The sequence below is a fragment of the Streptomyces sp. NPDC030838 genome, assembly GCF_055572035.1.
The window spans coordinates 123,452-143,460 of sequence record NZ_JBVIED010000011.1 but is presented as its reverse complement, the minus strand read 5'-3'; the positions used below and the strand labels follow the sequence as shown (position 1 = coordinate 143,460).

At 71.6% G+C, this 20,009-nt stretch carries 17 protein-coding genes and 1 pseudogene; 14 read left to right on the top strand and 4 right to left on the bottom strand.

Going from position 1 to position 20,009, the window contains the following annotated elements:
• Window positions 1-50: 50 nt before the first annotated feature.
• From ACZ42A_RS26410 to ACZ42A_RS26385, 6 genes and pseudogenes are all read left to right on the top strand, one after another.
• Entirely contained in the window at window positions 51-425 is a 375-nt protein-coding gene (locus ACZ42A_RS26410) for a VOC family protein (protein ID WP_468529737.1), read from the top strand.
• A 115-nt stretch (window positions 426-540) separates the two neighbouring features.
• Window positions 541-1,083 carry a GNAT family N-acetyltransferase gene (locus ACZ42A_RS26405; protein ID WP_468529736.1) on the top strand — a complete coding sequence of 181 codons (543 nt, stop codon included), beginning with the start codon at window positions 541-543 and terminating at the stop codon, window positions 1,081-1,083.
• A gap of 143 nt (window positions 1,084-1,226) precedes the next feature.
• The gene (locus ACZ42A_RS26400) at window positions 1,227-1,811 is read left to right on the top strand and encodes a DinB family protein (protein WP_468529735.1); all 585 of its coding nucleotides are present in this window, start codon (window positions 1,227-1,229) and stop codon (window positions 1,809-1,811) included.
• 42 nt (window positions 1,812-1,853) lie between these two features.
• A pseudogene (locus ACZ42A_RS26395) lies at window positions 1,854-2,462 on the top strand (transposase).
• A 216-nt stretch (window positions 2,463-2,678) separates the two neighbouring features.
• Complete coding sequence (locus ACZ42A_RS26390; RefSeq protein WP_468529734.1) at window positions 2,679-3,227, top strand: DUF1062 domain-containing protein; 549 nt, start codon at window positions 2,679-2,681, stop codon at window positions 3,225-3,227.
• A 65-nt stretch (window positions 3,228-3,292) separates the two neighbouring features.
• On the top strand, window positions 3,293-3,997 hold the full coding sequence (locus ACZ42A_RS26385) for a tetratricopeptide repeat protein (RefSeq protein ID WP_468529733.1): 705 nt from the start codon (window positions 3,293-3,295) through the stop codon (window positions 3,995-3,997).
• Here the strand turns inward: ACZ42A_RS26385 and ACZ42A_RS26380 are convergent.
• The 3 genes from ACZ42A_RS26380 to ACZ42A_RS26370 all read right to left on the bottom strand — a co-directional run bounded on the left by ACZ42A_RS26380 (window position 3,933) and on the right by ACZ42A_RS26370 (window position 7,494).
• The gene (locus tag ACZ42A_RS26380) at window positions 3,933-5,204 is read right to left on the bottom strand and encodes an MFS transporter (RefSeq protein WP_468529732.1); all 1,272 of its coding nucleotides are present in this window, start codon (window positions 5,202-5,204) and stop codon (window positions 3,933-3,935) included. The two genes, ACZ42A_RS26385 and ACZ42A_RS26380, sit on opposite strands and share 65 nt — an antisense overlap.
• Before the next feature lie 235 nt (window positions 5,205-5,439).
• Window positions 5,440-6,543 (bottom strand): flavin monoamine oxidase family protein, encoded by a 1,104-nt coding sequence (locus ACZ42A_RS26375; RefSeq protein ID WP_468529731.1) that lies wholly within the window; start codon window positions 6,541-6,543, stop codon window positions 5,440-5,442.
• Window positions 6,544-6,573: 30 nt separating this feature from the next.
• Window positions 6,574-7,494, bottom strand: a complete 921-nt coding sequence (locus ACZ42A_RS26370) for an alcohol dehydrogenase catalytic domain-containing protein (protein WP_468529730.1) — start codon at window positions 7,492-7,494, stop codon at window positions 6,574-6,576.
• Window positions 7,495-7,715: 221 nt separating this feature from the next.
• Between ACZ42A_RS26370 and ACZ42A_RS26365 the strand changes: the two genes are divergently transcribed.
• Together ACZ42A_RS26365 and ACZ42A_RS26360 are read left to right on the top strand one after the other, a co-directional pair.
• Window positions 7,716-8,606 carry a LysR family transcriptional regulator gene (locus tag ACZ42A_RS26365; protein WP_468529729.1) on the top strand — a complete coding sequence of 297 codons (891 nt, stop codon included), beginning with the start codon at window positions 7,716-7,718 and terminating at the stop codon, window positions 8,604-8,606.
• 72 nt (window positions 8,607-8,678) lie between these two features.
• Window positions 8,679-9,422, top strand: a complete 744-nt coding sequence (locus tag ACZ42A_RS26360; protein ID WP_468529728.1) for a maleylpyruvate isomerase family mycothiol-dependent enzyme — start codon at window positions 8,679-8,681, stop codon at window positions 9,420-9,422.
• Window positions 9,423-9,438: 16 nt separating this feature from the next.
• On the opposite strand, the gene ACZ42A_RS26355 is transcribed toward ACZ42A_RS26360, so the two are convergent.
• Window positions 9,439-9,849, bottom strand: coding sequence for a MarR family winged helix-turn-helix transcriptional regulator (locus tag ACZ42A_RS26355; protein ID WP_468529727.1), 411 nt, complete (start codon window positions 9,847-9,849; stop codon window positions 9,439-9,441).
• Between the two features lie 86 nt (window positions 9,850-9,935).
• On the opposite strand from ACZ42A_RS26355, the gene ACZ42A_RS26350 reads away from it, so the two are divergent.
• From ACZ42A_RS26350 to topA, 6 genes are all read left to right on the top strand, one after another.
• Entirely contained in the window at window positions 9,936-11,411 is a 1,476-nt protein-coding gene (locus tag ACZ42A_RS26350; RefSeq protein WP_468529726.1) for an MFS transporter, read from the top strand.
• A 279-nt stretch (window positions 11,412-11,690) separates the two neighbouring features.
• Window positions 11,691-12,287, top strand: a complete 597-nt coding sequence (locus ACZ42A_RS26345) for a small secreted protein (RefSeq protein WP_468529725.1) — start codon at window positions 11,691-11,693, stop codon at window positions 12,285-12,287.
• A gap of 61 nt (window positions 12,288-12,348) precedes the next feature.
• Window positions 12,349-13,875, top strand: a complete 1,527-nt coding sequence (locus tag ACZ42A_RS26340; protein WP_468529724.1) for a DUF7059 domain-containing protein — start codon at window positions 12,349-12,351, stop codon at window positions 13,873-13,875.
• A gap of 170 nt (window positions 13,876-14,045) precedes the next feature.
• Window positions 14,046-16,502, top strand: a complete 2,457-nt coding sequence (locus ACZ42A_RS26335; protein WP_468529723.1) for a serine/threonine-protein kinase — start codon at window positions 14,046-14,048, stop codon at window positions 16,500-16,502.
• 152 nt (window positions 16,503-16,654) lie between these two features.
• Complete coding sequence (locus ACZ42A_RS26330) at window positions 16,655-16,852, top strand: hypothetical protein (RefSeq protein ID WP_468529722.1); 198 nt, start codon at window positions 16,655-16,657, stop codon at window positions 16,850-16,852.
• Between the two features lie 249 nt (window positions 16,853-17,101).
• Window positions 17,102-19,942, top strand: coding sequence for a type I DNA topoisomerase (gene topA, locus ACZ42A_RS26325; protein ID WP_468529721.1), 2,841 nt, complete (start codon window positions 17,102-17,104; stop codon window positions 19,940-19,942).
• Window positions 19,943-20,009: the final 67 nt, after the last annotated feature.

Genomic DNA, 20,009 nt, shown 5'->3' with positions numbered 1-20,009 from the left:
TCCCGTACGGGGGCGTCGCGGAAGCGGCCGAAGAGTGAGGGGTGTCGGAAGTGATTCGAAGGCTTCAGGCGGTCGCGCTGGACTGCGCTGATCCGGTACGGCTCGCGGAGTTCTATGCGGAGTTGCTCGGTGGCCGGGTGGTCGCGGACCCGCAGGATCCCGACTGGATCGAGGTGCACGGGTTCGAGGGGACACCGCTGGCGTGCCAGCGGGTGGACGGCTACCGACCGCCCGAGTGGCCCGGCCAGGAGCGCCCGCAGCAGCTCCACCTGGACTTCGACGTGGACGATCTCGACGGCGAGGAGAAGCGGGCGCTCGCCCTGGGTGCGACCGTGCTGGAGCGGACGGACCAGCTCCGCCCGGAGGCCAACTGGCGGGTCTACGCGGACCCGGCCGGCCACCCGTTCTGCCTCTGCCTCCACTGAGTCCATCGAGTCCATCGGGCTCACTGTCCTGGCTCCATGGCTGCCGCTGCTACGCCAACCGGGCCTGTCTGCAATTCGTTTGCCGCAGGCCAGCCCGGTCGGATAAGAAGCCTGCATGCTGAAGGGCGACAAGGTCGGGCTGAGGGCCCGGCACGAGGACGACATCCCGGTCCTGCGGGCCGAGCTCTACGACGACGTGGTCAACTCCTCGCGGGCCGAAGGCGGGCCGTGGCGGCCGATCACGCCCGGCTCGAAGGATCCGCGGCTCGTGGTGGACGACAAGAACCAGGGGCTCGTCCAGTTCTCCGTGGTGGAGCTGGACGGCGGCACGCTGGTCGGCACCGCGACGCTGTGGGGCATCGACAACCACAACCGGTCCGCGCACATCGGGCTGGGGCTGCTGCCGTCCTCCCGCGGCAAGGGCTACGGCACCGATGTGGTCGCGGCGCTGTGCCACTACGGTTTCGTCGTGCGCGGCCTGCAGCGGCTGCAGATCGAGACGCTGGCGGACAACTACGCGATGCTGCGCTCCGCCGAGCGCAACGGCTTCGTCCGCGAGGGCGTGCTGCGCTCCTCGGCCTGGGTGATGGGCGAGTTCCTGGACGAAGTGATCCTCGGACTCCTCGCCCAGGACTGGAAGCCGGACTCGAAGGGCTAAGAGGTTCTCTCACGTGGCAAGTTTCGCGAGCTTCTTGTAGCTGCTCAGGGCGGTGGCCATGGCCGGGCATGGGCTCTGCCAGTCGTTGCGGACCACGTAAGGGATCTTGAGACCCCGAGCAGCCCATGGCAGGCTGATGCCGCGTGATCGATGAATTCGCGAAGGACAACCTGCACGGGAGACTGCGGCGGGACCGCAAGGCGCTGCTCTGGAAACTCGAAGGCCTGTCCGAATACGACGCCCGTCGGCCTTTGACGGCGACAGGGACCAACCTCCTCGGCCTGGTTAAACACGTGGCCAGCGTCGAGGCCAGGTACTTCGGCGAGGTCTTCGACCGTCCTTCCCCGGAACCGCTGCCCCGGTGGCAGGACCATGACGGCAGCGATCTGTGGGCGACCGAGGACGAGACCCGCGATCAGATCATCGAGTCCTACCGGCGTACGTGGGAACACTCGGACGCGACGATCAACGAGCTTCCCCTCGACGCCCCCGGCCACGTGCCGTGGTGGACGGAGCCCTATCCCAACACGAACCTGTTCGCCATCATGGTCCACGTCCTCGGCGAGACCAACCGGCATGCCGGGCACGCCGACATCCTGCGCGAAGGCGTCGACGGCCGAACCGGGATGCGCCCCGAACATGAGATGCAGATCGATGAGGAAGCCCGTGCCGCCTACTGCGCGAGGATCGAGCAGGCTGCCAGATCAGCTGCATCAGTCGAGGCATAGAAGGCTGCGCCGCGTGACCTGATGTTCGGCATGATGCCGACCGTGAGTGCTGATCTGTCGAAGCGCCTGGTTCCTGATGAACTCTGGGAACTGGTCGCTCCGTTGCTACCGTCGTTCGCGGCTCGACCGCAAGGTGGCGGGACCGCTCCGCCTGACGAGCGCGCCGTGTCCACCGCAGTGGTGTACGTGCTGACCAGCGGCTGTGCCTGGCGGCATCTGCCACCGACATTCGGTACGTCCTCCGCCACCGCGCATCGCCGCTTCACGGTGTGGACCGGGGCCGGCCTGTGGCGTCGGCTGCATCGGGCGGTGCTGGACGAACTCGGGGCCCGGGGCAAGGTGGACTGGACCTCGGCGATCGTCGACGCGGCCTCCGTTCGCGCCAAAGGGGGGATCGCTGACGGGGCTGAACCCGGTCGATCGCGGCAAGAAGGGCAGCAAGCTGCACTCGCGCGCATCGCGCGGCCAGGCATCGAGTCCGGCGACCGCCTTGGTCGGCATCGCTGGAAGATCGAGCGGTCGATCGCTTGGCTCTTCGGCTACCGCCGCCTGACCGTCCGATACGAGCGCAAAGGCTCGCACTTCCTCGCCTTCCTCGGCCTGGCCGCTTCCCCGACCTGCCACAAGAAGCTCGCGAAACTTGCCACGTGAGACGCCCTCCAAGCCGGAACCCGGCGGTGAGGCGCTCGAAAACCAGTGGAACAGCGCCGCTGTGCGCCATTACCGTGCTGCCGAACCAAGTCGTCTAGGCAAGGACGTGCCGTTGTACACCCTGTGAGACCTCCCAAGCGCTGATTCGTCGCGCGTCGCTCATGTGCGCCGCGCTCCTTTCTGCTGCGGATTTCTCACTGAAACCGGTGTACTTCTGTGCTCAATAACTGGGTGGTCATGCCCACCTGCCTGCCGCTCGTCCTCCGCCGTTGCCACGCGTGCGCGTCCGAGCGCTTCCGGGCAAGCGGTAAATTCCGCGTCAACGCCAACCACAAGCTCATCGACGCCTGGCTCCTCGTGCTCTGTACCGCTTGCGGGGAAACCGCGAAGCTCACGGTCCTGGAGCGGATGAACGTGCGCTCCGTACGACCTGAGCTGCTGGACCGACTGCATGACAACGACCTCGGCCTGACAGCCGAGTTGCTCCAGGATCCGGTCGTGCGGCGCCGTAATCGCATCGCCCTCGACTGGGACAACGCCTGGCGCCTCGACACCGGCGGATCGGATCACCTGGACCGCGAGGTGATCGACGTTTCGGTCCGCTTCGCGGCGCGGATTCCCGTCCGGCCGGTGCGACTGATCGCTGAAGGTTGCGGTCTTTCACGAGCCGAGGTCGAGCGACTGATCGCGGAGGGCAAACTCGTTTCGGCAGTCCGGCTGAGCGGCAAGCTCTCCGGCGACTTCACCTTCACGCTCAAGCGCTGAGCCCTCTCTGTTCTGAGCGGGAGTGGGCGCGGCTGCTCGGTGAGCAGGGTCGGCAGGCGCGGGCGTTGGAGGTGCTTGCTCCGTACGTTGCGACGGGCTGGTGGCCGGCTGCCCGGACTCAGGCGGAACTGCTGGAGAGTTGGGGGCGGGCAGAGGAGGCGATCGCGCTGGCCCGGCCGTACGCCCGGGCCGGAGGGTCGGCGCTGGAGTTCTTCGCGCGCCTGCTGGCCCGACGCGGGCGCACGGATGAGGCGTTCGTGTTGCTGAGTGCCGGAATCGAGGACTGGGTCCTTGCCACGACTCTGGTCGACATTGCCGAGGGGACGGGCCGGGACGAGGACGTCGCTGCGCTGCTGACCGCCCGGATCCCGGCCCAGCACCGGTGCGACAGCCCGTGGTGCTGCCGCGGCCTCCCCGACCTGCTCGCCGAGCGAGGTCGGACCGAGGAGGCCGCCGCCGTCCTCGAACCGCACGCCCCCGCCAACCCCGGCCCTCTGGCCGGCCACCTCATCGACCTCGGCCGAGTCAAGGACGCTGTGGCGCTCCTTCAGCAGCGCGAATCCAAGCCGGTCGCACCGGTCTGGAGCGGAACGTTCTACGGGTCCGAGGTAGTGGTGGCCGGTCATGTGGCACCGGAGGGTGACGAAGAGCAGGCCGGTGCCGTCGACGGTAATGTCCGGCGCGGAAGTGGCAGGAGGCTGTCATTCATCGGCGGTAGGCGGTGGCGGCGACGGCGGGCAGGAGGGCGAGGGAGAGGATGCCGCCGGTGAGGGCCAGGGCAGGGTAGCTGGTGGCGGCGACCATGATGCCGGAGGCCATGCCGCCGGTCGCTCCAGCGATGGCGATGGAGACGTCGACCATGCCCTGGGTCTTGGCGCGGGTGGCGAGCGGGACGGTGTCGGTGATGATCGCGGTCCCCGAGACGAGGCCGAAGTTCCAGCCGATGCCGAGCAGGGCCAGGGCGAGCGCGAGCAGGGCGATCGAGTCGCCGGGTGCTGCGGCGGCGAGGATGCCGGAGGCCAGGAGGGTGATCCCGGAGGCGGCGGCGATCTTCATGCGGCCGTAGCGGTCGACGAGCCAGCCGGTCAGTGGTGAGGGCAGGTACATGGCGCCGATGTGGATGGCGATGACGAGGCCGGAGGCGGCGGTGCCGTGGCCGTGGTCGTGCATGTGGACGGGGGTCATGGTCATGATCGCGACCATGACGAGCTGAGTGAGGACCATGACCAGCGCGCCGAGGACCACGCCGCCGCGGCCGTCCGTCGTGACCGTGAGGTCGGTGGCGGCTTGGCCGGTCGCGGTGTCGGCTTCCTGGGCCTGCGCCTCGGCCAGGGCGCGGGCCATCGGGAGGGGATCGGGCCGGAGCCAGAGGAAGAGGACGAGTGCGGCGAGCGCGTAGGCGGTGCCGGAGAGGATGAAGAGGCCGGCGAGGTGCGGGATGCCGAACGCTTCCGCGAGGCTGCCGGCCGGGGCGGCGAGGTTGGGGCCCGCGACGCCGCCGAGGGTGGTGGCGACCAGGACGGTGGAGACCGCGCGGGCGCGGTGGCCGGGGGCGGCGAGGTCGGCTCCGGCGTAGCGGGCCTGGAGGTTGGTGGCGGTGCCGGCGCCGTAGACGAACAGGGCGATGAACAGCAGCCCGGGGCTGTTCAGGACGGCGGCGGTGATGACCCCGGCCGAGCCGATCGCGCCGGCGAGGTAGCCGGCGGCCAGGCCGGGGCGCCGGCCGCGGGCCTGGGAGACGCGGCCGACGGCGACGGCGGCCAGCGCGGATCCGGCGGTGAACAGGGCGCTGGGCAGCCCGGCGAGGCTGGTGGAGCCCAGCATGTTCTGCGCGAGGAGGGCACCGACGGTGACGCCGGCGGCGAGACCGGCGCCGCTGAGGACCTGCGAGGCGACCAGCACGCGCAGGATGCGCCGCTGTGCCTGGGCAGGGTCGGATATGTGGGCCGTCGTTCCGGCGGGTGCGGTGCTGGTCATCTTTCTCCCGGGGAGTGGCGGTATGGCCATGCGTGAGGAAGCCGCACTGCCGAGGGGCGTGGGGCTTCGTGGGGTGAGTCGTACGTATTCCGCGCGCCGGTCCGCGGCTTTCAGGCGCCAGGCCGGGGCCGTCAGCCGCGGTCGAGTGACTGGCGGGTCGGCGATCCGTCCGTCGGTCGCTTCGAAGCCGACAGAGCGGCGGATCAGGCTCTCTGCTGGTCTGCGGAGGGGATCCCTACCCGCTGGGGGCGGTGACGCCGATGCTGACGTCGTTCGCGCCGGAGGGAGCCGCGAGGACGGACTTCGCTGCTCGTTCTCCGGCTGCGAGGGCGCCTTCGATGTGCCCGGCGTAGTCGGTCGCGGTCTCGGTCGACGCCCAGTGCAGACGGCCGTCCATCGCCGGCCGCTGGTAGAGGCGGTGGCCGAAGAGCGAGTAGTCCGCGAGGTGCTGCACGGTGGACGGAGCGGTCCACCGCTCGGCGGTCCAGTCCTGCACATACAGGGCGTCGGGCGCGGCCGCGGCCGGCCCGAAGAGCCGGGCGAGCTGTGCGGTGACGGCCTTCTCGAAGCCGGGGCGGACCGTGCGGGCGTGGGCGAAACCGAACAGCGCGGCGGGCTCGCCGTCGGGCCCCGACATGTCGTGGATCTCCTGGAGCGGACCGGTCCTGCTGAACGCCGCACCGGCCAGGCCCTCCTCCCGCCAGAAGGCGGACGGGTAGAGGGCGACGACCTTCGCGACGGCTCCCATCCAGACCGGGGTGGACCGGGCGAGACGTACGAGGGCGGCGGGCAGTGCGTCGCCGAAGTCGATGCGCTCCAGCGCCAGGGCCGGGGGGACGGCCAGGACGACGTGCTCGGCGTGGAGAGTGCCGGCCGGGGTGAACACGTCAACGCCCTGGCTGTTCGGATGGATGGCCGTGACAGGCGTGTTCAGACGCAGCGTGCCGGCGGGCAGCGCGGTGGCGAGGGCGGTGGCGACGCTCTGCGACCCGGCGGCGAAACGGCGGGAGGGGGTGTCTATCAGGTTGCCGATGAGACGGCGGGTGCCGGTGGCCTCCTGCAGGAGGGTGTCGCCGGCGAGGTGCTGGTCGAAGGTCTCGATGCCGCCGCGCGCGGCGAGGGCCCGTACGCGCTCCTCGCCGTCCCAGAACCAGGTGGCTCCCAGGTCGAGGGCCCGCTCGGCGTGCGCGGTGGGGGCGGACAGGAGGCGTCCGCCGATGCGGTCGCGGGCTTCCAGGGAGACGACCTCGCGGCCGGCGGCGTGGAGAGCGGTGGCCGCGGCCAGTCCGGAGGCTCCGGCGCCGATCACGATCACGTCGTGGCTGTCCCGGTGGGACATGTGTGGGTCCCGTTCCTTTCAGGTTCTGTTTCAGGCCGTGTCCAGCACGATGCGGAAGCGGGGAGCTCCGGAGCGCAGTCGGGTCACGGCCTCGCCGGCCTGGTCCAGTAGGAAGCGCTCGATCACGGGCCGTACGCCATTGGTGACGGCGAACCGCATCGCCTCTTCCGTCTCGCGCGGGCTGCCGGTGAGGTGTCCCGTGACGGTGTGGCCGTTCATGACGAGGCGGGCCGCCGGAACGGTCACGGATCCCGCGTCGACACCGACGAGGGTGAGTTGCCCGTGCACGTTCAGGCCGGTGAGCAGCTCGTCCACCGGGGCGGTGGAGGAGGCGGTGTAGACGATGAGATCGGCGCCGCCCAGTTCCTTCAGCGCGGCTCCGGGTGCCTGGGCGTCGCTGTCGATGTAGTGGTGGGCGCCGAGGTCGCGGGCGAGCTTCTCGCGGTCGCCGCCCCGGGCGATGGCGAACGTCTGGTAGCCGAGCTTCGCGGCGAACTGGACGGCGAGGTGTCCGAGCCCGCCGATCCCGAACACGGCGACCCGACCGCCGGCGCGGATGCCGGCCTTGCGGATCGCGTTGAAGGTCGTCACGCCCGCGCAGCCGAAGGGGGCGGCGTCGAAGAGGTCGAGCCCGTCCGGGATACGGGCGAGCGCGTCGGCGGGCACGGTAATGCTCTGGGTCCAGCCGCCCGGGTAGGAGATGCCGGGGACCTTGCGTTCGGGGCAGTGGACGACGTCGCCGACCCGGCAGTACGCGCAGTGCCCGCAGCTGCCTCCGAACCAGCCGACGGCCACCCGGTCCCCGACCGCCCAGCCCTCGACCTGGTCGCCGATTTCGGCGATGACACCGGCGACCTCATGGCCGGGGGTGACGGGGAAGGCAGTGCCCTCGCCGGTGGCGGCGGACGTTCCGATGTCGGCGTTGCACACGCCGCTCGCCGTGACGGACACACGGACCCACCTGCCCGTGGGTGATGCCGTCTCGGCCACGGCAGGGTGCAGGGGGCCTCGGGGCTGGCTCACGACCATGGTCACGGCGCTGTCCGACATGGTGCCTTCCGTTCCGAACGACGATCCATATAGCTGCTGCTTATGCTCAAGCAGCGAGAGCCCCACCGTAGGCGGAGGAAATCCAGCCCGGTAGGGGACATCAGTGAATGGAGCAATAAGCCATGGCTATGAAGGATCGCCTGAATCTCGAAGGGCTCCGCTACGCGCAGGCGGTCGCCGAGACCAAGTCCTTCAGCGCCGCCGCACGCTCCTACGGCGTCACGCAGCCCGCCCTGTCGAACGGCATCGCCAAGCTGGAGGAGCGCCTCGGCGACAAGCTGTTCGACCGCTCGCCCCGCGGGGTGACCCAGACGGCGTTCGGTGCCCGGATCCTGCCGCTGATCGAGCGTGCCCTGGACGCGCTCGACGCCGTGGCGGCGGAGGCGAGGAGGCTGACCGAACCGGGCGAGCAGAAGATCCGCATGGGCGTCTCGCCCCTGATCGGTTCGCACCTGGTCGCCCGGGCGTTCAGCATGGTCCAGGAGCTTCCCGTGCCCCGCGACCTGGTACTGCGCGAGGCGAACATGCAGGACCTGCGCGAATGCCTGATCGCCGGGCAGCTCGACATCATCCTCATCCCGGCCGTGACCGCGATGCCACGCTTCGAGCATCGGGTCATCGACGTCGAGCCGATCGTCGTCGTCAGCCCGAACGCCGCCGAGGCGGCTCCGCTGGAGCTCGACGAGGCCGGCAAGGAGTGTTTCATCCTCGTCCCCGACACCTGCGGCCTGACCACGTTCACCACCCAGCTGTTCCAGGCGCACGAGATGCCCTTGCGCACCTATCCCGGGGAAGCCGCCGGCTACCAGGTCCTGGAGGACTGGACGAAGCTCGGCCTCGGGTCGGCGATGGTTCCCCGCTCCAAGCTCACCTCCCCCGACGTGCCCCACCGACCGCTGATGGACGACGGCCGCGAGGTGCAGATCTCCTTCGAAGCGGTCTGGAGCGCCGACTCCCCGCTCGCCGCGGACCTGCTGCACCTCGCCGACAGCCTCGCGGCCGGCCGCAACTGACCCGCCCTCACAAGTAGCACGCGAGAAATCGGCCTTGCCCTGGAGCGCGCTCCATCCGGCAGACTCGCCCGCATGGAACCCACTGCTCTGGAGACGGACCGTTTCGTCGAAACCCTCGACCGGGAAGGCCGGTTACTCGCATCGGCGGCCGAGCGGGCCGGTACGGACGCCAAGGTGCCGACCTGCCCCGGCTGGCAGGTGCGCGACCTGCTGCGGCACACCGGCGCGGTGCACCGCTGGGCCGCGTCGTACGTCCGGGAGGGTCACACCGAGCGGCGTCCCCTGGGTGACCTCCCGGACCTCGACGGCGCCGAGTTGGTGACCTGGTACCGCGCCGCGCACCGCACACTCGTCGACACGCTCGCCGGGGCGGCGCCCGACCTCGCGTGCTTTGCGTTCCTGCCCGCGTCGTCGCCGCTGGAGTTCTGGGCCCGCCGGCAGCTCCACGAGACGACCGTGCACCGCTTCGACGCGGAGGCGGCGCTCGGCGGCACCCCGAGCCCGGTGGAGCGGGACATCGCGGTCGACGGCATCGACGAACTGCTGCGCGGCTTCCACGCCCGCTCCCGCAGCCGGGTCCGGACGGACGAGCCCCGGGTGCTGCGGGTGCGCGCCACGGACGCGGACGCGGTGTGGACCGTACGGCTGTCGCCGGAGCCGCCGGTGACGACACGCGACGGCGGCGGAGAGGCCGACTGCGAACTGTCGGGAACCGCCGAGGAGTTGTATCGGGCGCTGTGGAACCGGCGGTCCGTCCCCTCGGTGACCGGCGACCGGGCGCTGGCCGCGCTGTGGAGGGAGCGGTCGGCGATCTGAAGCCGGCCGGTCGCGGTCAGTCCTGCGCGTCCCGCGCCAGCATCCGGGTCAGCACCGCCCGCTGCATCGGCAGCACCTCGGCGTGCAGGGCGCGCCCCTTGTCCGTGAGGGCCACGCGGACACCGCGCCGGTCCTCCGCGCACATGCCGCGGGTGACCAGTCCGTCCTTCTCCAGCCGGGCGATCAGCCGGGACAGCGCGCTCTGGCTGAGATGGACGCGCTCGGAGATCTCCTGCACGCGGTAGCTGCAGGGCGGACCCTTCGGCGTCTCGCCCTCGGCCAGCACGTCGAGGACCTCGAAGTCGCTGGCGCACAGACCGTGCCCGTGCAGGGCCCGGTCGAGCTCCCACTGCGTGCGGGCGTGCAGCGCCAGGATGCCCCGCCACTGCTCCACAAGCGCCTGCTCGGCCGCCTTCTTCGCCGCCATGTCCGCACCGTAGCAGAGAAACGGCTTTGTTGCATCGGAATTAAATGCATTTGCATTCGATGCATGCGCATGTAGTGTTCCCGTCCATGACCTCTCCGCTCACCGCTGCCACGTCCGAGGTGCGCTGGACGCCCCGGCTGTGGGGCACCCTCCTCGTGCTCTGCGCCGCCATGTTCCTCGACGCCCTCGACGTGTCGATGGTCGGCGTCGCCCTGCCGTCCATCGGCGCCGACCTCGGCCTGTCCACCTCGACCCTGCAATGGATCGTCAGCGGCTACATCCTGGGCTACGGCGGCCTGCTGCTGCTCGGCGGACGCACCGCCGACCTGCTCGGCCGCCGCCAGGTCTTCCTGGTGGCCCTGGGCGTCTTCGCCCTCGCCTCCCTGCTCGGCGGCCTCGTCGACTCGGGCCCGCTGCTCATCGCCAGCCGCTTCATCAAGGGCCTGAGCGCGGCCTTCACCGCCCCGGCCGGCCTGTCGATCATCACCACGACGTTCCCCGAGGGCCCGCTGCGCAACCGGGCCCTGTCCATCTACACCACCTGCGCGGCCACCGGCTTCTCGATGGGCCTGGTGCTGTCCGGCCTGCTCACCGAGGCCAGCTGGCGCCTGACCATGCTGCTGCCCGCGCCCATCGCCCTGATCGCGCTGCTCGCCGGCCTGAAGCTGCTCCCGCACAGCACCCGCGAACGCGACCACCGCGGCTACGACATCCCCGGCGCCGTCCTCGGCACCGCCGCGATGCTGCTGCTGGTCTTCACCGTCGTCCAGGCACCGGAGGTCGGCTGGGCCGCCGCCCGCACCCTGCTGTCCTTCCTGGCGGTGGCCGTGCTGCTGACGGCGTTCGTGCTGGTCGAGCGGCGTTCGCCGGGTCCGCTGGTGCGGCTCGGCGTGCTGCGCTCCGGCACCCAGGTGCGCGCCCAGCTCGGCGCCATGGCCTTCTTCGGGTCGTACGTCGGCTTCCAGTTCCTGGTGACTCTGTACATGCAGTCGCTGCTCGGCTGGTCGGCGCTGCACACGGCACTCGCCTTCCTGCCCGCGGGCGCGCTGGTGGCGGTGTCCTCGACGAAGGTCGGCGCGATCGTCGACCGGTTCGGCACCCCGCGCCTCATCGCGGTCGGCTTCGCGCTGATGGTCGCCGGGTACGCACTGTTCCTCGGCGTCGACCTCGACCCGGTGTACGCGGTCGCCATCCTGCCCAGCATGCTGCTGATCGGCGCGGCCTGCGCGCTGGTCTTCCCGTCGCTGAACATCCAGGCCACCAACGGGGTCGACGACCACGAGCAGGGCATGGTCTCCGGACTGCTCAACACCTCGGTGCAGGTCGGCGGCGCGATCTTCCTGGCCGTGGTCACGGCGGTGGTCACCGCTCACGCCCCCGAGAGCGCCACCCCGCAGGCCGTCCTCGACAGCTACCGGCCGGGGCTGGTCGTGGTCACGGGTATCGCCGTCGCCGGTCTGCTGATCTCGCTGACGGGCCTGCGCACCCGGCGCGGCGGGCCGTCCGTCGTGGTCGCCCAGTCCACCGCCGCGGAGGCGGAACGCGTTCCCGTACGCGACTAGGGGGGCCGTCTCCCACCCCGGGGGGGGGGGGGGGGGGGGGGGGGTGGGTGGGGGGGGGGGGGGGGGGGGGGGGGGGGGGGGGGGGGGGGGGGGGGGGGGGGGAGAGGGGGGGGGGGGGGGGGGGGGGCTCCTCCCCCCCCCCCCCCCCCGCCCCGTCGCGTTCACGCTGCCGCCGTGAGCCTTCTCTCGCCTGGTACGCATCCATATAAGTGGGCTTATATGGGGCATCCCTCGTGTGGGTGTCGTCCACTTGGCGTGTATGTTCCGGGGCCGAGAGCCATGGAAGGGACCAATCCGGTGAACAAGAAGCTCGCGGCCGCACTGTCCGGCGGTGCGGTACTGGTACTGGCGCTGTCGGGATGCACCGGCGACGACACCAACGAGGAGCTGGACGCCTGGGCCAAGCAGGTCTGCGACGACCTGCAGGGGCAGGCGAGGACGATCAAGGCCGCCAACGCCGCGATCCAGCAGGAGACCTCGGACAACAGCAGACCGGAAGAGGTCCAGAAGGCCGACTCGAAGGCCTTCCAGGACATCGCCGACGCCTACAAGGCGATCGGCGCCTCCATCACCAAGGCCGGTCCGCCGAACGTCGAGAACGGCAAGAAGATGCAGCAGGACGCGGTGAAGGAGCTCAACGGCATCTCGGCCTCCTACGCCTCCCTGAAGCAGCAGGTCGACGCGCTCGACACCAAGGACCAGGCCAAGTTCGCCGCCGGCCTCAAGGACATCGCCACCGAGATGAAGAAGCTCGGCAAGACCGGCAGCGACGCGCTCCGCACGCTGGAGGAGGGCGAGGTCGGCCAGGCGATGGCCAAGCAGCAGAGCTGCAAGTCGGCGTCCGCGTCGGCGTCGCCGTCGGCGACGCAGGGCTGATCGGGGGCGTCCCGGGCACACGCGCGCGTGCGGTGTCGGTGGGAGCCGACACAATGGGGTGGTGAGCAACGCCAGCCTCTCCTCGCCGTCCCCCCTGCCCGCCACCGACCGCCCGGAGGTCGCCGCCCGGCTGCGGGAGGCCCTGCTCGGGGCCTCCTTCACCGCCGACGGACTGCTCGACCTGCTCGGCGCCTCCGCGTACGCGGCGCTGGCCCGCAGCGAGACCGTGCCCGCGCTCCGGGCCACCCGCGGGGACACGCCGCTGGAAGTGCTCGTACGCCTGTTCCTGTTGCAGCAGCCCGTGCCCCACGCGCGCGTGGCGGACGTCCTGCCGGTCGACGACTGCCTGGCGAGCGGCTGGCTGGTGCGGGCCGGCCAGGACGAGGTCGCGGCCACCGTGGACGTCCGGCCCTACGGCGGGCCCGGCGGCGAGGACTGGTTCATCGTCTCCGACCTGGGCTGCGCGGTCGGCGGCGCCGGCGGCATCGGGCGCCGCGACGAGGGTGTGGTGCTCGGCGTCGGCGGGGCCTCGACGACGCTGGCCGGAATCACCGTGCGCACCCCCGTGGCCGCCGCCCTCGACCTCGGCACCGGCTCCGGCATCCAGGCGCTGCACGCCGCCCAGCACGCCACGCGCGTGACCGCGACGGACGTCAACCCGCGCGCGCTGCACATCGCCGCGCTCACCCTCGCCCTGTCCGGCGCGCCCGCCGCCGACCTGCGGGAGGGCTCGCTGTTCGAGCCGCTCGAGGAGGGCGAGACGTACGACCTGATCGTCTCCAACCCGCCCTTCGTGATCTCGCCGGGCGCCCGGCTGACGTACCGCGATGGCGGGATGGGCGGGGACGACCTGTGCCGCACGCTCGTCCAGCAGGCGGGGGAGCGGCTCAACGAGGGCGGGTTCGCGCAGTTCCTCGCCAACTGGCAGCACGTCGAGGGAGAGGACTGGCAGGACCGGCTGCGGTCGTGGGTGCCGCGCGGGTGCGACGCCTGGATCGTGCAGCGCGAGGTGCAGGACGTCACGCAGTACGCCGAGCTGTGGCTGCGGGACGCGGGCGACCACCGCGGCGACCAGGCCGAGTACCAGGCGCGGTACGACGCGTGGCTGGACGAGTTCGAGGCGCGCAAGGTGAAGGGCGTCGGCTTCGGCTGGATCACCCTGCGCCGGACGGCCTCCGCCGCGCCTTCGATCACGGTCGAGGAATGGCCGCATCCGGTCGAACAGCCGCTCGGCGAGACGGTCCGGGCGCACTTCGCCCGCCTCGACTACCTGCGGGAGCGTGACGACGCGGCGCTGCTGGAGGAGCGCTTCAAGCTCGCCGCCGAGGTCGTCCAGGAGCAGGTCGGGCTGCCCGGCGCCGAGGATCCGGAGCATGTCGTGCTGCGCCAGAACCGCGGCATGCGGCGGGCCACCAAGGTCGACACGGTGGGCGCGGGGTTCGCGGGTGTGTGCGACGGCTCGCTGACCGCCGGGCGGATCCTGGACGCGATCGCCCAACTCGTCGGCGAGGACCCGGTGTTGCTGCGCGACCGTACCCCGGCGCAGATCCGGCTGCTGGTGGAGCAGGGCTTCCTGGAACCGGCGTGAGGCCGGCCGTCTGTCACCACTGAGACTGGTGGTGCCCCTGGGGCTCCTGTGTCCAGTCTGACGGGATTGATCCGGAAAAGGGCTCCTGTCAGTGGGGCATGCGAAGCTACCTTCAATGAGGCAGAGTCCACGCGTCCTCGGGGGAGGCGCGCTGTCCCGGGGGAGGCGTGATGGCGGGGGAGACGCCGGATCAGGGCGACGGCAGGATCATCAACGGGCGCTACCGGCTGCTGCGCGCGCTCGGCGCGGGCGGCATGGGCCGGGTGTGGCTCGCCCACGACGAAGAGCTGGCCTGCGACGTCGCGTTGAAGGAGATCGCGCTCGCGGACGCGCCGGCGGACGCGGGAGAGGTCTCCCAGCGGATCGCGCGGGCGCGCAGCGAGGCCCGGCACGCGGCGCGGCTGCGCGGGCATCCGCATGTGGCGACCGTGCACGACGTGGTGATGCACGACGGACTGCCCTGGATCGTCATGGAGTACGTGCCGGACGCGGTCGACCTCCAGGCGGTCGTACGGCGGTCCGGGCCGCTGCCGCCCGCGCAGGTGGCCCGCATCGGGCTCGCCGTGCTGGACGCGCTCACCGCCGGGCACCGGATCGGCATCCTGCACCGGGACGTGAAACCGGCCAACATCCTGTTGGCCTCCGACGCCTCGGGCGACCCCTATGCGCGCGTGCTGCTCACCGACTACGGCATCGCCCTCCAGCCCGAGTCCCGCGAACCCCGGCTCACGGCCACCGCCGGCATCCTCGGTACGCCCGGCTATCTGGCCCCGGAGCGGGCCCGCGGGGAGCCGCCCACTCCCGCCGCCGACCTCTTCTCCCTCGGCGCCACGTTGTACTCCGCGGTCGAGGGCCGCGGCCCCTTCGACCGCAACGGCGAGTACGCCACCCTCACCGCCCTGCTGGGCGAGGAGCCGACGCCGCCGGTGCGGGCGGGCGAGCTGACTCCGGTGCTGCTGGGCCTGTTGGTGAAGGACCCGGTGCGCAGGTCGGCGCCGGAGACGGTGGCGCGGGGGCTGGAGCGGGTGGCGGCGGGCACCGGGGCCGGTGGGGCTGACGTCGCGGCCGGTGGTTTCGGTGCCGGTGGGGCGGGTGCCCCCGTCGGTGCGGCGCCGCAAGGCTTCGGGCCGCCGCCCGCGGGGTTCGGGGCGGCGGGGTTCACGGAGGGCGCGGGAAGCGGAGCGGCGCCGGTGCCCGGGGGCCCGCAGACGCCGGGATCCGCTGCCACGCCGGGATCGCCGTCGATGCCTGGCTCCCCTGGGACGCCTGGGTCGCCGGCGGCGCCGGGATCTCCGCCGACGCCCGGATCCCCGGCGACGCCCGGCGGCACCCCGACGCCCAGCACACCGCAGACACCGCAGACACCGCACACGCCGGTCGGTCCGAGCGGACCCGCTGCGCCGGGCTATCCATACGCCGGCGGGCAGACACCGCACACTCCGGCGGGCGCCGGGGCCGGTGCGGACGCGGGCGTGGGTGCGGGAGGCGGTGCGCCGGGCGGTGTGCCCGGCCCGCTCCCGCCCGGCAACCCGTACGCGCCGACACCCGGCTCGCCATACGGGCCGACGCCCGGCTCGCCGTACGCGCCGACGCAGAGCTCCCCGTACGCCTCCGCCGGGCACCAGGCGTATCCGCCCGGCGCGGGGCTCCCGCACTCGCCCGGTGCAGGGCACCAGCCCCCGCCCCCGCCCGGCGGTGCGCTCCCGCCCCCACCCGGACCCGACCGCCGCCGCAAGCGCGCCCTGGTCGTCTCGGTCGTCGTGGCCGTCGTGCTCGTCCTCGGACTCGGCAGCTGGGCGGCGCTGTCGCTCGCCGGTGACGACGGGGACGGAAAGAAGGACACCGCGGCCGGGGCCTCGCCCTCGGCGAGCTCCGCCGAGGACTCGGCGTCGCCGACGGGCCCCGTGCTGCCGTACGGGGAGGCGGTCGGGCTGACCGAGCCGCTGGAGGCCGGGGACTGCGTGCGGGCGGTGTGGACGGGGACGCCGTTCGAGTCGGCGCCGAACCTCGGGGTGGTGGACTGCGCCGACGACTGGCCGGACGGCCAGGTCGTGGCCGTCGACACGGCCACCGACCACGCCGACGCGCGCGCGAACGGGGCGCGGCGGTGCGCGGACCAGACCCGCGCGGTCGTCGACGCGCTGCCCGACGCGGGCGGCTACGCGGTGCTGCCGACCCGCGAGGGCTTCGACGCGGCGGGCGGCGGTACGGCCTGTCTGGTCCTCGGCCGGCACGCGGCGATCGGCGGCGAGGTGGGCCGCTTCCGCGACACCGGCACCGACCTGTGGGTCGGGCAGATGAGCGTCGGCGACTGCTGGGTCTACGAGGAGCTGGACGACGGCTACAAGGCGCCGCTCGTCGACTGCGCCAAACCCCACACCGACCAGGTCATCGGCATCGCGCAGGCCCCCGCCGGGATGAGCTACGACAAGGGCAGCGACAACGCGACCAAGCTGTGCGGGAACAAGTTCGAGTCGACTTGGGCCCCCGGTCCCGAGCGGATCGTCTACGGCTGGGTGGCCGACGAGGAGGACTGGAAGCAGGGCTTCACCAAGGTGGTCTGCACGGTCAGCCGTGCCGACAACGAAAAGACGACCGGAAAGATATCCGCCCCAGGTGCCGTCTGACCCCTCCCCGGGCCCGTCCGGGCCACGCCGCAGGACCGCGCGTGCCGGGCGTCGGCCTCGCGTTCACCCGGGGTTCGCCTCCTCGCAGCCCGCGCGTGTCAGCCTCCGGGCGGCGGGGCACACGCGGACGGAGAAGAGGGGCACGGGGAGCCATGGAGAGCGGGCCGGCGATCTTCGCGGGGATGGTGTTCGCCCTGTTCGGAGGGGGACTGCTGGTGTGGACCGGGGTGCGGACGCGGCAGCGGCAGCCGGTCGCCCAGGGTGTGAGTCCGGTCGCATCGGCGGCCCTCGCGAGCGCCGTCGCGGTGATCGCGCTCGCGGTCGGGGCATGGTGCTTCACGCGGGTGTGAGCATCATGGAAGGGGCGCCTCCCGGGTGAGAAGGAGGTCTTCGCTCCGGATCGGCCGGAAAACGGCGATGGGCACTCCGGGCGGCAGGAAAGGCGGAAGTCGGGTTACCGTTCGAGTGGCCGTTGCGGGCTTTTCCCGTTTGACAACGGGGCGGGATGTACCGTCACACTCCGCAGCGTCACCACCACCCGACCCCGGGAACGAGAAGGCCTGGGGAGGCCCCAGCGTCGACCGGAGAGAAGAGCGAAGTTGTCCCCGACCAGCGAGACCGCACAGGGCGGCCGCCGACTCGTCATCGTCGAGTCGCCTGCCAAGGCGAAGACGATCAAGGGCTACCTCGGCCCCGGCTACGTAGTCGAAGCGAGCGTCGGGCACATCCGCGACCTTCCCAACGGCGCCGCGGAGGTGCCGGAGAAGTACACCGGCGAGGTCCGCCGCCTCGGTGTGGACGTCGACCATGACTTCCAGCCGATCTATGTGGTCAACGCCGACAAGAAGGCCCAGGTCAAGAAGCTCAAGGACCTGCTGAAGGAGTCCGACGAGCTCTACCTCGCCACCGATGAGGACCGCGAGGGCGAGGCCATCGCCTGGCACCTCCAGGAGGTGCTCAAGCCGAAGGTCCCGGTCAAGCGGATGGTCTTCCACGAGATCACCAAGTCCGCGATCCAGGCCGCCGTGGCCAACCCGCGCCAGCTCAACCAGAAGCTGGTCGACGCCCAGGAGACCCGCCGCATCCTCGACCGCCTCTACGGCTACGAGGTCTCGCCGGTGCTGTGGAAGAAGGTCATGCCGCGGCTGTCGGCGGGCCGTGTCCAGTCCGTGGCGACCCGGCTCGTGGTCGAGCGGGAGCGGGAGCGCATCGCGTTCCGCTCCGCCGAGTACTGGGACCTGACCGGCACCTTCGGCACCGGCCGCGCGGGCGACCCGTCCGACCCGTCGTCGCTGGTCGCGCGGCTCCAGACGGTCGACGGCCGACGCGTCGCGCAGGGCCGTGACTTCGACTCCCTCGGGCAGCTGAAGAGCGCGAACACCCTGCACCTCGACGAGGCGAACGCCCGCGCGCTCGTCGCCGCGCTGGAGCACACCCGGTTCTCGGTCCGGTCCGTCGAGTCCAAGCCGTACCGCCGCTCGCCGTACGCCCCGTTCCGTACGACGACCCTCCAGCAGGAGGCCAGCCGCAAGCTCGGCTTCGGCGCGAAGGCCACGATGCAGATCGCGCAGAAGCTGTACGAGAACGGCTACATCACGTACATGCGTACGGACTCCACGACGCTGAGCGACACGGCGATCGCAGCCGCCCGCGCCCAGGTCACGCAGCTGTACGGCGCCGAGTACCTGCCGGACACGCCGCGCACGTACGCCGCGAAGGTCAAGAACGCGCAGGAGGCGCACGAGGCGATCCGCCCCTCGGGTGATCGTTTCCGCACGCCCGCCGAGACCGGTCTGACCGGCGACCAGTTCAAGCTGTACGAGCTGATCTGGAAGCGGACCGTCGCCTCCCAGATGAAGGACGCCACGGGTAACTCCGTCACCGTGAAGATCGGCGGCGCGGCCTCCGACGGTCGGGACGTCGAGTTCAGCGCGTCCGGCAAGACGATCACCTTCCACGGCTTCCTGAAGGCCTACGTCGAGGGCGCCGACGACCCGAACGCCGAGCTGGACGACCGCGAGCGCCGGCTGCCGCAGGTGGGCGAGGGCGACGCCCTCACCGCCGAGGAGATCACCGCCGACGGCCACGCGACCAAGCCCCCGGCCCGTTACACCGAGGCCTCGCTGGTCAAGGAGCTGGAAGAGCGGGAGATCGGCCGCCCGTCGACGTACGCGTCGATCATCGGCACGATCCTCGACCGCGGCTACGTGTTCAAGAAGGGCACGGCGCTCGTGCCGTCCTTCCTGTCCTTCGCCGTGGTCAACCTGCTGGAGAAGCACTTCGGGCGGCTCGTCGACTACGACTTCACCGCCAAGATGGAGGACGACCTCGACCGCATCGCACGCGGCGAGGCGCAGGCCGTGCCGTGGCTGAAGCGGTTCTACTTCGGCGAGGGCACGAGCAACGGTGACGCGGCCGACGCCGGCAACGGCGACGGCGACCACCTCGGCGGCCTCAAGGAGCTGGTGACCGACCTGGGCGCGATCGACGCGCGCGAGGTCTCCTCGTTCCCGGTGGGCAACGACATCGTGCTGCGGGTCGGCCGCTACGGGCCGTACATCGAGCGCGGTGAGAAGGACGCCGAGGGCCACCAGCGGGCCGACATCCCCGCCGACCTGGCGCCCGACGAGCTGACCGTCGAGCTGGCCGAGGAGCTGCTCGCCAAGCCGAGCGGCGACTTCGAGCTGGGCACCGACCCGGCCACCGGCCACCAGATCGTCGCCAAGGACGGCCGCTACGGGCCGTACGTCACGGAGATCCTCCCCGAGGGCACCCCGAAGACCGGCAAGAACGCGGTCAAGCCGCGCACGGCCTCGCTGTTCAAGTCGATGTCGCTGGACACGGTGACGCTGGACGACGCCCTGAAGCTGATGTCGCTGCCGCGCATCGTCGGCACCGACGCCGACGGCCAGGAGATCACCGCGCAGAACGGCCGCTACGGGCCGTACCTGAAGAAGGGCACGGACTCGCGGTCGCTGCAGTCCGAGGAGCAGCTCTTCACCATCACGCTGGAGGAGGCGCAGGCGATCTACGCCCAGCCCAAGCAGCGTGGCCGCGCGGCCGCCAAGCCGCCGCTGAAGGAGCTGGGCGAGGACCCGGTCAGCGGCAAGCCGGTCGTGGTGAAGGACGGCCGCTTCGGCCCGTACGTCACCGACGGCGAGACCAACGCGACCCTGCGCTCCGGCGACAGCGTCGAGACGATCACGCCGGAGCGCGGCTTCGAGCTGCTCGCCGAGAAGCGGGCGAAGGCGCCCGCCAAGAAGACGGCGAAGAAGGCGGCCGCGAAGAAGACCGCCGCGGCCAAGACCACGACCGCGAAGAAGACCGCCGCCAAGAAGACCACGGCGGCGAAGAAGACGACGGCCGCCAAGAAGACGACCGCCAAGAAGACCACGGCCGCGAAGAAGGCGACGGCGTCGAAGAGGGCGTCCGAGGACTGAGTGGTCACGTGCACGCCGGGCGAGGTGCTCCCCCCGTCCGGCGTTCGCGAAACCAACGCCCCCCGCT